11 protein-coding genes are annotated in these 13,839 nt (G+C 66.2%); 8 read left to right on the forward strand and 3 right to left on the reverse strand.

Features of this window, described 5'->3' with window-relative positions; translation table 11 throughout:
- Window positions 1–70 precede the first annotated feature (70 nt).
- The 6 genes from BP26_RS0102145 (at window position 71) to BP26_RS0102170 (ending at window position 7,610) form a co-directional block, all read left to right on the forward strand.
- Window positions 71–1,603, forward strand: coding sequence for a glucan biosynthesis protein G (locus BP26_RS0102145; RefSeq protein ID WP_029918934.1), 1,533 nt, complete (start codon window positions 71–73; stop codon window positions 1,601–1,603).
- 273 nt (window positions 1,604–1,876) lie between these two features.
- Window positions 1,877–4,375 (forward strand): glucans biosynthesis glucosyltransferase MdoH, encoded by a 2,499-nt coding sequence (gene mdoH, locus BP26_RS0102150; RefSeq protein WP_029918935.1) that lies wholly within the window; start codon window positions 1,877–1,879, stop codon window positions 4,373–4,375.
- 84 nt (window positions 4,376–4,459) lie between these two features.
- Window positions 4,460–5,266: a GNAT family N-acetyltransferase gene (locus BP26_RS0102155; RefSeq protein WP_051748108.1), complete on the forward strand. Its 807-nt coding sequence runs from the start codon at window positions 4,460–4,462 to the stop codon at window positions 5,264–5,266.
- 34 nt (window positions 5,267–5,300) lie between these two features.
- Entirely contained in the window at window positions 5,301–6,077 is a 777-nt protein-coding gene (locus BP26_RS0102160; protein ID WP_051748111.1) for a lysophospholipid acyltransferase family protein, read from the forward strand.
- Between the two features lie 68 nt (window positions 6,078–6,145).
- A complete protein-coding gene (gene lipA / locus BP26_RS0102165) occupies window positions 6,146–7,147 on the forward strand; it encodes a lipoyl synthase (protein WP_084182714.1) in 1,002 nt (333 codons plus the stop codon).
- Window positions 7,128–7,610 carry a GDP-mannose mannosyl hydrolase gene (locus BP26_RS0102170; protein WP_051748113.1) on the forward strand — a complete coding sequence of 161 codons (483 nt, stop codon included), beginning with the start codon at window positions 7,128–7,130 and terminating at the stop codon, window positions 7,608–7,610. Before lipA ends, BP26_RS0102170 begins: the two co-directional genes overlap by 20 nt.
- 186 nt (window positions 7,611–7,796) lie before the next feature.
- On the opposite strand, the gene BP26_RS26340 is transcribed toward BP26_RS0102170, so the two are convergent.
- Genes BP26_RS26340 through BP26_RS30475 form a run of 3 tightly spaced genes read right to left on the reverse strand, consistent with a single transcriptional unit; the run spans window position 7,797 to window position 9,899 of the window.
- On the reverse strand, window positions 7,797–8,189 hold the full coding sequence (locus tag BP26_RS26340) for an OsmC family protein (RefSeq protein ID WP_036515949.1): 393 nt from the start codon (window positions 8,187–8,189) through the stop codon (window positions 7,797–7,799).
- Window positions 8,186–8,866, reverse strand: a complete 681-nt coding sequence (murU, locus tag BP26_RS0102180) for an N-acetylmuramate alpha-1-phosphate uridylyltransferase MurU (protein WP_029918941.1) — start codon at window positions 8,864–8,866, stop codon at window positions 8,186–8,188. The genes BP26_RS26340 and murU overlap by 4 nt, the downstream gene beginning before the upstream one ends.
- A 13-nt stretch (window positions 8,867–8,879) precedes the next feature.
- The gene (locus BP26_RS30475) at window positions 8,880–9,899 is read right to left on the reverse strand and encodes an aminoglycoside phosphotransferase family protein (protein ID WP_051748116.1); all 1,020 of its coding nucleotides are present in this window, start codon (window positions 9,897–9,899) and stop codon (window positions 8,880–8,882) included.
- A gap of 167 nt (window positions 9,900–10,066) precedes the next feature.
- On the opposite strand from BP26_RS30475, the gene BP26_RS0102190 reads away from it, so the two are divergent.
- Window positions 10,067–12,313: an LPS-assembly protein LptD gene (locus tag BP26_RS0102190; RefSeq protein WP_051748117.1), complete on the forward strand. Its 2,247-nt coding sequence runs from the start codon at window positions 10,067–10,069 to the stop codon at window positions 12,311–12,313.
- A 183-nt stretch (window positions 12,314–12,496) separates the two neighbouring features.
- Window positions 12,497–13,834, forward strand: coding sequence for a peptidylprolyl isomerase (locus BP26_RS0102195; protein WP_245611681.1), 1,338 nt, complete (start codon window positions 12,497–12,499; stop codon window positions 13,832–13,834).
- Window positions 13,835–13,839: the final 5 nt, after the last annotated feature.

Consider the following 13,839-nt stretch of genomic DNA (forward strand, 5'->3'; position numbering starts at 1 on the left):
TGAATACGGCCACAAATCCGGCTCAGACTGTAAAATCGGGTGTTTACGCCCCGTTTTCCGTGCATTAACAATGAATTTTGAACCCAGAATCAGGCTGGGACGCTGCATCGCGGCCCTTGCGCTGGCCCTCGCCGGCCTGCTGCCGGCCGGCGCCCAGGCTTTCAGCTTCAATGACGTGGCGCAGCGCGCCAAGCAGTTGGCCGCCCAGCCCTATCAGCGGCCGGACACGCGCCTGCCGCAGCAGCTGCAGGATCTGGGCTACGACAAGTACAACGCCATCCATTTCAAGCCGGAGAAGGCCTTCTGGGCCAAGGACAAGCTGCCGTTCGAACTGCAGTTTTTCCATGAAGGCGAGTACTACAACCAGCCGGTGAAGATCAACGAGATCGCGCCCTACGGCGTGCGCGAGATCCACTACAACCCCAATGACTTCGATTTCGGGGGCGCGCAGATCGATCCGGAACAGTTCAAGGGCTTGGGTTTCTCCGGCTTCCGCGTGCACTACGCGCTGAATACGCCGAAGCAGAAGGACGAGATGCTGGTGTTCCGCGGCGCCAGCTACTTCCGCGGCGTCGGCAAGGGCGAGCGTTACGGCCTCTCCGCCCGCGGCCTGGCGCTGGATACCGGCCTGATGTCCGGCGAGGAATTCCCGCGCTTCAGCGAGTTCTGGATCGAGCGGCCCAAGCCGGGCGACAAGGAACTGACCATCTACGCCCTGCTCGACTCGCGGCGCGTCACCGGCGCCTACCGCTTCGTGGTCAAGCCGGGCGACGAAACGGCGATGGAAGTGAAGTCGCGCGTGTTCATGCGCGAGAACGTGAGCAAGCTGGGCCTGGCGCCGCTGACCAGCATGTATCTGTTCGGGGAGAACCAGCATCCGGCCACCGACGATTACCGCAACGAGGTGCACGACAGCGACGGTCTGTCGATGCATTCCGGCACCGGCGAGTGGATCTGGCGGCCGATGATCAACCCGAAGCGCCTGCAGGTCACCTCCTTCGGCATGACCAATCCGCAGGGTTTCGGCCTGATGCAGCGCGACCGCTATTTCCACGACTACGAGGACATCGACCTGCGCTACGAGCTGCGGCCGAGCCTGTGGGTGGAACCGCAGGGCCAGTGGGGCGCCGGCCGGGTCGAGTTGGTCAACATCCCCTCGCCCGACGAAACCAACGACAACGTCGTGGCCTATTGGGTGCCGGACAATACGCCGCAGGGCGGCCAGTCGATCGACCTCGACTACATCCTGCATTGGCAGGGCGAGAAGGACACCAAGCCGCCGCTGTCCTGGGTGATGCAGACGCGCCGCGGCCGCGGCTTCACCCGCAACCCGGACAACAGCATCAGCTACGTCATCGACTTCGTCGGCCCGGCGCTGGACAAGCTCAAGGCCGACGCCAAGGTGGAAGGCATCGTGTCGCTCGGCCCCAACGGCGAGCTGCTGGAGCGCAACACCGTGCATAACGAGGTCACCAACGGCTGGCGCCTGACCCTGCGCTTCCGCCGCATCGACGACGACAAGCCGCTGGAACTGCGCGCCTACCTGCGCAGCGAGGACAGCACCCTGTCGGAAACCTGGAGCTACATCCTGGCACCGGGGTGAGGGGTTGCGCGAGTGGCGTTCGGCATAACGCATAACGGGGACTGACATTGAGCCAGTCCCCGCCGAGGGCCAAACGCTGTCACTCGCGTGACCCCGAACGCCCGGCCATGGATGGCCGGGCGTTCCCAATGCGACCAAGTCGCGCCATGGACGGCAAAGTGAACGACACGACCGAGACCTGTCGGACAAGCAGTACGAACCCTGGCCAGCGGTTGTGGCGGCAACCGCTGACAAGGTGCCAATCGAAGCCGCGATGCCCCTTACAATAAGCTTATGGATCAGCCCGCAGCCCCTCGCCCCGCCCTCGACGCCTACCTCGGCCAGCTGCCGCTGCCGCCGGAGCGGCGCGAGCAATTGGAGCAGACCGCGGCCGGCAGCCTGGAACGCCTGCAGCAGTCGCTGGCGGCGACCGCGCCGCCGGGCAGCGGCGAGGCCGCGGTCGATCCCGGCAACCCGGCCTACAGCTCGATCCTGGCGCGCCTGAAGCTGGCGTTCGCGCCGCCGCCGCGGCGCGGCGATGCGGCCGCCGACAGCATCCACACCACCGACCTGCGCGGCGAAACCCGCCTGGTCACCACGCCGCCCTTGAAGCGTGCCTCGATGGTGCCGCTGCCATGGGAAACCAATCCCCTGCGGCGCCTGTTCCGCCGCATGAGCCTGGCGGGCGGCCACACGCCGCTGGCGCCGACCGGCGAGGACGATGCGGTGAAGCCGGACTCGCCTGACTCGCTGGGCAGCTGGCACGGCGTCGCGTTCCTGCGGCGCATGGTGCTGCTCGGCCTGACCGTGGCGCAAACCATCGTCGCCACCTATTACATGACGGCGGTGCTGCCCTACCACGGCCGGCACATCCTGGAGATGGCCATCCTGGTGCTGTACGTGATCCTGTTCGGCTGGGTCTCGATGGGCTTCTGGACCGCGATGATGGGCTTCATGGTGCTGCTGACCCGCGGCGACCGCTACGCCATCTCCGCCACCGCCGCGGCGGACGCGCCGATCGAGGACAAGGCGCGCACCGCCATCCTGATGCCGATCTGCAACGAGAACGTGCCGCGCGTCCTCGCCGGGCTGCGCGCCACCTACGAGTCGGTGGCCAAGGCGGGGCAGCTGCACTTGTTCGATTTCTACCTGCTCAGCGACAGCGGCGACCCCGATGTGCGCGTGGCGGAACTGGACGGCTGGCTCAAGCTGTGCCGCGAGGTGGACGGCTTCGGCCGCATCTTCTACCGCCGCCGCATCCACCGCATCAAGCGCAAGAGCGGCAACATCGCCGACTTCTGCCGCCGCTGGGGCAGCAATTACCGCTACATGGTGATCCTGGATGCCGACAGCGTGATGTCCGGGACCTGCCTGAAGCGGCTGGTGCAGCTGATGGAGGCCAACCCGAACGCCGGCATCATCCAGAGCGCGCCCAAGGCCGCCGGCCGCGAGACCCTGTATGCGCGCATGCAGCAGTTCGCCACCCGCGTCTACGGCCCGCTGTTCACCGCCGGCCTGCATTTCTGGCAGCTGGGCGAATCGCACTACTGGGGCCACAACGCCATCATCCGCGTGGCGCCCTTCATCCGGCACTGCGCCCTCGGCCGCCTGCCCGGCAAGGGCGCGCTGGCCGGCGAGATCCTGTCGCATGACTTCGTCGAGGCGGCGCTGATGCGCCGCGCCGGCTGGGCGGTGTGGATCGCCTACGACCTGCCCGGCAGCTACGAGGAGATGCCGCCCAACCTGCTCGACGAGCTCAAGCGCGACCGCCGCTGGTGCCAGGGCAACCTGATGAATTTCCGGCTGTTCCTGGCCCAGGGCCTGCACCCGGCGCACCGCGCGGTGTTCATGACCGGAGTGATGGCCTACCTGTCGGCGCCGCTGTGGTTCATCTCGCTGCTGCTCTCCACCGGCCTGCTGGCGGTGCAGACGCTGAAGGAGCCGCAATACTTCCTGGAGCCGTATCAGCTGTTCCCGGTATGGCCGGAGTGGCACCCGGAATGGGCCCTGGCCCTGTTCAGCGCCACCGCCACCCTGCTGTTCCTGCCCAAGATCCTCAGCGTGGTGCTGATCTGGGTGCAGGGCGCCAAGAGCTACGGCGGCGGTTTCCACCTGTTGCTGAGCATGCTGGCCGAGCTGGTGTTCTCGGCCATGCTGGCGCCGATCCGCATGCTGTTCCATACCCAGTTCGTCATCAGCCCCCTGCTCGGGTTGGGCACCAGCTGGAAGTCGCCGCCGCGCGAGGACTCGCAGACCGGCTGGGGCGAGGCCCTGCTGCGCCATGGCTTCCAGACCGTGCTGGGCACCGTGTGGGCGGCCGGCGTGTACTGGCTCAACCCGGCTTTCCTGTGGTGGCTGCTGCCGGTGGTGGGGGCGCTGATGCTGTCGATCCCGCTGTCGGTCTATTCCAGCCGGGTTTCCATCGGGCAGACCATGCGCAAATGGCGCTACTTCCTGATCCCGGAAGAAGCCATCCCGCCGCGCGAGCTGCGCAGCACCCAGGCCGGCTTCCGCCGCGCCAAGACGCCCCCCGGCTTCGTCCAGGCAGTGACCCATCCGGTGACCAATGCCCTGGCCTGCGCCGCCGGTGTGGCGCGCCCGCGCCAGTCGGAAGAGACCCGCAAATCACGCCTCAATTTGGTGCATGACGCCCTGGTCCAGGGGCCCGAAACCCTGACGCCGATCCAGAAAAATACCCTGTTAGGCGATCCTATCCTATTGTCCCAGCTGCATTTTCAGGTGTGGAACTCGAACCAGGCGAGTGCCGGCTGGGACCTGCCGACCCAGTCATAAATCTTTCATCACGAAGTCATCACCTTTCAACGGTGCTTTCATAGAGTGTTACCATGTCATCTGGAGCTACAAGTGCCCGCGAACATGGATAAGAACTCGCCCCGGCCGGCCCCGCGTTTCGAGGTCCGCTTTGCTGAGAGTCCCGCGGAAATTCTCGAAACCCAACGTCTGCGCTACCGGATTTTCGCAGGCGAACTGGGTGCCACCATCGACGGTGGCGACGCGCAGATCGACGCCGACCAATACGATGCCTACTGTCGCCACTTAACAGTGCGCGAGGCAGGCACCGGCAGACTGGTGGCCTGCACCCGCATCCTTACCGACGATCAGGCTGCCCTGGCGGGCGGCTTCTACTCGTCCGGCGAATTCGACCTGAAAATGATCGATTCGCTGCCCGGCCGCGTCATGGAAGTGGGCCGCACCTGTGTCGATGCCGAATACCGCAGCGGCGCGGTCATCGCCGTGCTGTGGTCCGGCCTGGCCGATTTCATCATCAGCCAGGGCTTCGATTACCTGTTCGGCTGCGCCAGCATCGGCCTGGAAGACGGCGGCGCCACCGCCCACGCCCTGCTGGAGCAGGTCAAGGCCAAGCATCTCGCCCCGCACTGGCAACATGTGCGTCCACTGATTCCGCTGCCGGCCGCCGATGCCCGCCCGACGCAGAAGGTGCGCATGCCGCCCCTGCTCAAGGCCTATTTCAGCCTCGGCGCCAAGGCCTGCGGCGAGCCTTATTGGGACCGCGATTTCAACTGTGCCGACGTGTTCGTGCTGGTCAACGTCAGCGACATGCATTCGCGTTACGCCCGCCACTTCATGGCCAGCCGCCCGAGCGAAACGGAAGCGGCGGACAGCCAGGCCATCCTGGTCGCCCACCCGCCCAAGCCGGCCTGATCGCCCGCCAACCGCCCCCTCCCGGAGACCGCTCTTGCGAGCCATTTTCAGAGGTGCGCGGCTGATTTCGCATCTTTTCACCGGGATCGCACTGGTCCTGCTGGTCACCCTGGACCCCACCCGACGCATTGCGCGGGAGCCGCTGACGCGCTGGTGGAACAGCCGCCTGCTGAAAATCCTCAACATCCGGCTGCGCGTGCACGGCCAACGCCTGGACGGGGCGCAGCTGATCGTCTGCAACCACATTTCCTGGGTCGACATCCCCGTGATCGCCGCCAGCGAGCTGACCCGCTTCGTCTCCAAGGTGGAAGTCGCCAGCTGGCCGATCGCCGGCTGGCTGTCCAATGCCGCGGGCTCGTTCTACATCCGTCGCGGCGCCGGCGGCACCAAGCAGCTGATCCAGGCCCTGGCCGCGCATCTTCGCGGCGGCGGCTCGGCCACGGTATTCCCGGAAGGCACCACCACCGAGGGCGACCGCATGCTCAAGTTCCAGCCGCGCCTGTTCGCAGCCGCCATCGACAGCGGCTGCCCGGTGCAGCCGATCGCCCTGTGCTACAGCCGCGCCGCCAATGGCGAAAACATCGCCGCCTTCGTCGGCGAGCAGACCCTGACCAACAATCTGAACCGCCTGCTGAAAGAGCGCGAGATGACGGTGGAGTTGATCTACTGCGCGCCGATCCGGCCCCAGGCGGGCCAGGATCGCGCGGCGCTGGCCCAGGCTGCGCATGCCGCCATCTGCGCCGTGGTCGCTCCAGACAGCTTGCCGTCGTCGCAGCAGGAAGCCGAACAGCGCGAATCCCTGGCGGCGTAGAGGAGGCTGTCCAGGTCGTTTCAGGGGGCAATCAGCCAGGGAGGCGGGCAAAGGCGTAAAATACGCCCATGTCCGAGCCAACCTCCGCTGTAGCGTCCGCTCCCGTCGTCCCTGCCGCCTCGCCGGCCCCGGTCACCAGCGGCGTCAAGCTGCGCGGCGCCGAGAAGATGGCGCGCATCCCGATCAAGATCGAAGCCACCACCGAGCCGCTGCGCAAGCCGAGCTGGATCCGCGCCAAGACCCAGGGCACGCCGGAAGTGGCGCGCATCAAGGCGGCGCTGCGGGCCAACAACCTGCACACGGTCTGCGAGGAAGCCGCCTGCCCCAATCTGGGTGAATGCTTCGGCAAGGGCACCGCCACCTTCATGATCATGGGCGACATCTGCACCCGCCGTTGCCCCTTCTGCGACGTCGCCCACGGCCGCCCCAAGCCGCTGGATGCGAACGAGCCGGCCAACCTGGCCCGCACCATCCGCGACATGGCGCTGCGTTACGTGGTCATCACCTCGGTCGACCGCGATGACCTGCGCGACGGCGGCGCCACCCACTTCGCCGCCTGCATCAGCGAATCGCGCGCCCTGTCGCCGAAGCTGACCATCGAAGTGCTGGTGCCGGATTTCCGCGGCCGCATGGACCCGGCGCTGACCATCTTCAAAGACAACCCGCCGGACGTGTTCAACCACAACCTGGAAACGGTGCCGCGCCTGTACAAGCAGGCCCGCCCGGGTTCGGACTACGACTGGAGCCTGGACCTGCTGGAGCGCTTCAAGGCCATGCACCCCGAGGTCCCGACCAAGTCCGGCCTGATGCTCGGCCTGGGCGAGGAGATCGAGGAAATCGAGCAGGTGATGCGCGACCTGCGCGCACACAACGTCAACATGCTGACCCTGGGCCAGTACCTGCAGCCGAGCCGGCACCACCTGCCGGTGGCGCGTTACGTCCACCCGGACGAGTTCGAGCGCCTGCGCGTGATCGGCGAGCAGATGGGCTTTTCGCATGTGGCCAGCGGGCCGATGGTGCGTTCCAGCTATCACGCCGACCAGCAGGCGCATGGCGTCCTCGGCGGCTGAGGGCCCGCCGGCGGCGCGACTGCCGCTCCACGAATTCCTGGAGGTCGTCGTCCGGGTACCGCTGGTATCGATCGACCTGATCGTGCGCGATACCGAGGGCCGCGTCCTGCTCGGCCTGCGGCGCAATGCCCCGGCGCGCGGTTACTGGTTCATTCCGGGCGGCTGCATTCGCAAAAACGAAACGCTGGACGTTGCCTTTGGCCGCATCAGCCTGGATGAGTTGGGCGTGACGGTGCAACGGGGCGATGCCCGCCTGCTCGGAGTTTTTGATCATCTCTACGACGAGAATGCGGGCGACCTGCCCGGCTTTGGGACGCACTACGTGGTGCTGGCCCACGTACTCCCCGAAGGCATCGCCGTTACACCGCCGCCGGAACAGCACAGCGAATACCAGTGGCTGTCAGTTGAGGCCCTGTTGGCGAATCCGCAAGTGCATGAGTACACGAAGGCTTACTTTCGCTGAGCGCCCCTCTCTGAAACCTTGGCGTACGCGCCTGCTGCAGCTTCAAAATAATCCCGGTCGGATCTTCCGCGGCCCCGGCAGCGAATCCAGGGCAATTGCATCTGCAATCCAGCGCCGATCTTTTACCGGCGCCAGCTGGAGACAGCCATCGATGTTCCTGAGACCCGCCGGCCCAGGTCAGGCCGCTCACGCCACCAGCGAACTCTCGACCTCGAACTTCTTGTGTAGCGCCTTGTGAATCGGGCACTTGTTGGCGATGCCCATCAGGTAGGTCCGCTGCTCCTCGGTCAGCGCGCCGACCAGCTCGATCTTGCGCAGCATCTTGTAGTTGGCCTCGTCTTCCTCGTGGGTGATCTCCACCCGCACATCTTGCAGCGGCCACTGCTTGCGCTGCGCCACCATCATCACCGTCATGGCGGTGCAGACACCCAGGGAGGCATCGAGCAGATCGTGGGGATTGGGCCCTTCGCCGTTGCCGATCGGCTCGGGCTCGTCGGCGAAAAAGGAATTGGCGTTGACCTGGACCAGCTGCTTGATCTTGCCCTCGGCCTTGCGCACCTTGATGACGTTGCTGCTCATGTTTTCTCCAGGCTTTGTTCCAATGTCTGCAAGCGCTGCGGCGTACCCACATCCGACCAGCGCCCGTCGTAAACCTCGCCGCTCACCTGACCACGAATCGATGCCTCACGCAACAGCGGCCACAGCGGGAAGGCGCCGCCTTCCGCCTGGGCAAACAGTGAGGGCCGCAGCACCGACAGGCCGCCGAAGGTATGCGTCTCGGCGCAGGCCGGCACCACGCGGCCGCCGGCCAGGGTGCAGTCGCCGCGCGGGTGATGGGGTGGATTGGGCACCAGCACCATGTGCGCCAGGTCATGCTCCGGCAACTCCGCGGCGCGCCGGACCAGATCGGGCAACGGATAGTCGGTCCAGACGTCGGCATTGAGCAGCAGGAACGGCGCTGGCCCGAGCAGAGGCAAGGCATGGAATACACCACCGCCGGTCTCCAGACAGGGCCAGCCTTCGCGCGACCAGGCAATGGTCACGCCATAGCGCGCACCGTCGCCAAGCCGGGCTTCGATGCTGCCGCCGAGCCAACCCAGGTTGATCACCGCCTGCGTGACGCCAGCGGCAGCGAGGCGCCGCAGGTGCCGCTCGATCAGTACTTCGCCACGCACCGGGATCAGGGGCTTGGGCAGGGTGTCGGTGAGCGGGCGGAAGCGCTCGCCGCGCCCGGCGGCCAGAATCATGGCCTTCATGGAAACGCGCCCGTCATGCGCCGGCGTCGACCCGCGGCACGACATGCCGCTCGAACAGCTCGGCCAGCGGTTTCAGTTCCACGTGATAAGGCAACACATCCATCACGTAGCGAACGAAGCGCGGCGTGTCGGCGAGATACTTGGGCTTGCCGTCGCGCAGGGTCAGGCGGGCAAAGATGCCGAGGATCTTGAGGTGACGCTGCAGCCCGATCCAGTCGCAGTCGCGGCGGAACTGCGGCCAAGGCGGCACCGGCAGGCCGGCCACTTCGGCGCGGGTGTGATAGGTCCGCAGGCCCCATTCCACCCGCGAGGCTGGCCAGCTGAGGAAGGCGTCCTTGAACAGGCTGATGGGGTCGTAGGCCAGCGGGCCGTAGACGGCGTCCTGGAAGTCCAGCACACCCGGGTTGGGGCGGCTGAACATCAGGTTGCGCGGCATGTAGTCGCGGTGCACGTAGACCGCGGGCTGCGCCAGCGCGCCTTCGACCAGTTGCCGGAATACACCATCCAGGGCCTCACGCTCCGCCGCGTCCAGGGCCACGCCGAGGTGCCGGCCGAGATACCAGTCCGGAAACAGGTTGAGTTCGCGCAGCAGCAGAGTCTCGTCGTACGGCGGCAGCACTTGCGGCCGGCTGGCGCGCTGCCAGACGATGAGGGCGTCGATGGCGTCGCCGAACAGGGCGTCGGCATTGCCCTCGTCGATGACGTCGAGCAGGGTCTGCGTGCCGAGGTCGGACAACAGCAGGAAGCCGTTGTCGAAATCCTGCGCCAGGATCGCCGGCACATGCACTCCGGCGTCCTGCAACAGGCCGGCGATGCGCACGAACGGGCGACAGTCCTCGTGCTGCGGCGGAGCGTCCATCACGATCCAGCTCTGCGCGCCGGCGCGGATGCGGAAATAGCGGCGGAAGCTGGCGTCGGCGGAGGCCGGCGCGAACGAGGCCTGGGCCAGGCCGAGCACGCCGCAGGCCCAGGCATGGGCCTGGGTGGCGCGCGGATCGGCGTCGGCGGAAGACTGTAAGGAGGAGCCGGTCAAAATGGTTTTGGACTTATGGGTTGGCGGTTCGCTAGGATAACCTAGGGTTTGTTCGCCGTAAGTCGACCGGGATGGTCGGCAGGCGGAAAACCCGGGGTGGAATGTTTCGCCATTTGCACCGCTCCGGCGCAAAAACCATACTTGCACGAATGCTCCGGAAACTCCGCTTGCGCCCTGCCCTTTCGTCGACTCTGCGCCTGACCCTGGCTGCCCTGGGTGTGTGCTGCTGCGCGCCGGCACTGGCCCAGTACACCCGCACCACGCCGGCATCCTGCCCGCAGATCGATTACTCGCGCGAGCTGCCGCCGATCGCGGCGGACTCGCGGCTGGTGCTCAATGCCGATCACGTGGAACTGAAGCAGGAGGGGCTGTCGCGCCTGACCGGCTCGGTGCTGATCAGCCAGAATGCGCGTGAATTCTCGGCGCAGCAGGTGGACTACAGTGATGCGGATAAGCGCCTGCATGTCAATTCGCAGTCCCTGTTCCGCGATCCCAGCCTGATCATCAAAAGCCAGAGCCTGGATTACGACCTGACTGCCGAGCAGGGCATCTTCAATCAGGCCAGCTACACCCTGATTCCCCTGGCGGCCCGCGGTCAGTCCGACCGCATCGAGGTGGCGCGGGAAGGCTGGGCCACGCTGGATCACGTGAGCTATACCACCTGCGCGCCGGACGCCGAATCCTGGCTGCTCAAGGCGAGAGCGCTGCGGCTGGACCAGGATACCGGCATGGGCTATGCGCACGACGCCACGCTGTGGTTCCAGCATGTGCCGGTGCTGTGGCTGCCCTACTTCCAGTTCCCCATCGACGGCGAGCGTCACACCGGCTTCCTGCCGCCGATCATCGGCCGCTCGGACAATACCGGCTTCGACTTCCGCGTCCCGTTCTATCTCAACCTGGCGCCGAACGTCGACGCCACCCTGATCCCGCGCGAGATGACCGAGCGCGGCCCCCAGCTCGGGGCCAAACTGCGCTATCTGTTTCCCAGGGCGCAGGGCACGCTGTACGGCGAATACATGAGCTATGACGAGGACACCCGCTCTTCGCGCAGCTACGTCAACTTCTCCCACGAGGGCCTGATCAACCAGCGGCTCGGCGTGGAGGCCCAGTACGCCGAGGTCAGCGACCGCAACTACTTCGAGGATCTGGGCGGCAACGTCGACCTCACGTCCACGTCGTTCCTGGCACAGGGCGCCAAGCTGACCTACGCCTCGCCGGCCTCCTACACCATCACCGCGCTGGTGCAGGGTTACCAGCCGGTGGCCACCCCCATCACCACCAACGACAACCCATACCAGCGACTGCCGCAGGTCAATCTGGACGCGCTCAGCCGCAACAGCTACCTCGACACCAAGGTCGGTTTCCAGGGTCAGATCACCAACTTCGCGCGCGCCAATTCGGTGGAAGGCCAGCGCCTGATCACCCAGCCCTATCTGCGCTGGGAGCAGGACCACAGCGCCTGGTACAGCGCTGCCCAGACCGACCTCAATTACACCTACTACAACCTGACCGGCACCGCCCCGGGCCAGCCGGCGCAGCAGCAACGCACCCTGCCGGTGACCAGCCTGGAAAGCGGCCTGCATTTCGAACGCATCACCGACGGCGGCAAGCTGCAGACCCTGGAGCCCAAGCTGTTCTACCTGTACGTGCCCTTCCACGCCCAGGATCGCCTGCCCTTGTTCGACTCGAGCCAGCCGGACTTCGATTTTCCGGAACTGTTCGCACGCAACCGCTACACCGGCGCGGATCGCATCGCCGATGCCAACCAGCTGACCACCGCGATGACCACGCGCCTGATCGACCCGGAAGCGGGGCTGGTACGGCTCACCGCCAGCCTCGGCGAAATCTACCGTTTCACCCCTCCACGGGTGCAGCTGCCCGGCCTGGACAATCCCAGTGTCGGCAGCTCGGACTACATCGGTTCGGTCGAATACCAGCTGACCCAGCGCTGGGCGGCTGCGGCCATCGCCGAGTGGACCGCCGAATTCGACCGCTTCCAGCGCACCGAGGTGGACCTGCGCTATCGCGAACCGGAAAACGGCTTGTACGGCCGCCGCCTGGATCTCGCGTACCGCTTCTTCGACGGCATCCTGCAGCAGGCCGACGTGTCCTTTTCCACCCCCATCGTCGACCGCTGGCGTGCGGCGGCGCGGATGCGCTACTCCCTGCAGACCGACCAGGTGCAGGAATCCTTCCTGGGCCTGGAATACCAGACCTGCTGCTGGGCGGTGCGCGGCACCTTCCGCCGTTACATTTCCGGCACCAACGGCAGTTTCAACACCGGCGTCTACTTCCAGATCGACCTGAAGGGCTTCAGCCAGCTCGGCACCGGCTTCGACGAGCTGCTGCCGGCAAGCGATCCGAATGCCCCGATTCGCGGGCGCAATGCGGCGTCCACGCCTGCATTGCCCTGAAGGGCGGCCTCCGGCGGGTTAAAGTGCCGGAGCCCCGGCCGGCAGCGCATCCTGGCCGGCAAGCCCCCTGCCGGCCGCCCGTCCGGCAAGCCGCATGGTTACGCTTCGCAAACGCCTGGCCGAGCCATGCCCGGGCGTTCGGTGGTACCCTAGGGGCTTCGTAGACTGCATAAGCAAATCCCGATGAAGCTGCTGTCCCGGCTGGCCTTTGCCGCCCTGCTGTTTTCCCTCTCCTTCGCCGCCGGTGCCGCCGCATCTTCCGGCACGAGCCAATCCCTCGATCGCATCATCGCGGTGGTGAACGACAACGTCATCCTGCAAAGCGAGCTGGAACAGGCGATCGCGATCGCCCAGGGCGAGATGAAGGATCGCGGCATCACGCCGCCGCCGTTGGACGCCGTGCGCAGCCAGGTGCTGGAGCGCCTGATCCTGATGCGGCTGCAGACCGACCGCGCCAAGGAAGCCGGCATCAAGGTCGACGACCGCGAGTTGAACGACGTCATCAACAATATCGCCGCGCAGAACAAGATGAGCGTGAGCCAGTTCGCCGCCCAGGTGAAGTCCGAAGGCCTGGACTTCACCGCACTGCGCGAACAGATTCGCGAACAGGTGCTGGCCAACCGCGTGCGGCAGAAGGAAGTGGACGCGCGCATCGTGGTCACCGACCAGGATATCGACCAGTACCTCGCCGCCAACGGCAGCGAGGATCAGAGCGAATATCACCTGGCTCATATCCTGGTGGCGATTCCCGATGCGGCCACGCCGGAAGTGCGTGAGAAAGCCCATGCCAAGGCCGAGGGCGTGCTCAAGCGCCTGCGCGCCGGCGAGGACTTCGCCCAGCTGGCGATCGCCAATTCGGATAGCCCGCAGGCCCTGCAGGGCGGCGATCTGGGCTGGCGCAAGAACGGCACGCTGCCCACCGTCTTCGCCAACATCGTACCCAAGCTGGCAGTGGGCGATGTCAGCAATGTGATCGAGGCCAGCAACGGCTACAACATCATCAAACTGGTCGAAAAGCGCGATGCCGGCGGCCGCCAGACCGTGGATGAAACCAAGGCCCGCCACATCCTGCTGACGCCCAACGCCATCCGCAACGAGGACGCCACCCGCGCCCAGGCCTACGAGCTCTACGAACGCCTGAAGAAAGGCGGCGACTTCGCCGAACTGGCGAAGAAGTATTCCGATGACCCGGGATCCAAGAACAGCGGGGGCGATCTGGGCTGGCAGCCGCCGGGCGTCTTCGCCCCCGAATTCCAGCAGCAGATCGATACGCTCAAGGTTGGCGATATGAGCCAGCCCTTCCACAGCCAGTTCGGCTGGCACATCGCCCGGGTCGAGGAACGCCGTACGCGCGACATCACCAATGAGGCGCGCCGCGGCCGTGCCCGCCAGTCGATCATGCAGCGCAAGGATGCCGAGGAATACGAGGCCTGGCTGCGCCGCCTGCGCCAGGAAGCCTACGTCGAATACCGCCTCGGTGGCGACGGCTCATCCGCCAGCAAGGCGCCTTCGGCATCCTGAGCACC

Source organism: Nevskia soli DSM 19509 (assembly GCF_000711955.1).
GTDB lineage: Bacteria > Pseudomonadota > Gammaproteobacteria > Nevskiales > Nevskiaceae > Nevskia > Nevskia soli.

Bases quoted from the DNA above. Each gene is read 5' to 3' on its own strand.
- mdoH (WP_029918935.1), top strand. From the start codon at position 1,877: ATGGATCAGCCCGCAGCCCCTCGCCCCGCCCTCGACGCCTACCTCGGC.
- lipA (WP_084182714.1), top strand. From the start codon at position 6,146: ATGTCCGAGCCAACCTCCGCTGTAGCGTCCGCTCCCGTCGTCCCTGCC.
- BP26_RS0102170 (WP_051748113.1), top strand. From the start codon at position 7,128: ATGGCGTCCTCGGCGGCTGAGGGCCCGCCGGCGGCGCGACTGCCGCTC.
- BP26_RS0102155 (WP_051748108.1), top strand. From the start codon at position 4,460: ATGGATAAGAACTCGCCCCGGCCGGCCCCGCGTTTCGAGGTCCGCTTT.
- BP26_RS26340 (WP_036515949.1), bottom strand. From the start codon at position 8,189: ATGAGCAGCAACGTCATCAAGGTGCGCAAGGCCGAGGGCAAGATCAAG.
- murU (WP_029918941.1), bottom strand. From the start codon at position 8,866: ATGAAGGCCATGATTCTGGCCGCCGGGCGCGGCGAGCGCTTCCGCCCG.
- BP26_RS0102145 (WP_029918934.1), top strand. From the start codon at position 71: ATGAATTTTGAACCCAGAATCAGGCTGGGACGCTGCATCGCGGCCCTT.
- BP26_RS0102195 (WP_245611681.1), top strand. From the start codon at position 12,497: ATGAAGCTGCTGTCCCGGCTGGCCTTTGCCGCCCTGCTGTTTTCCCTC.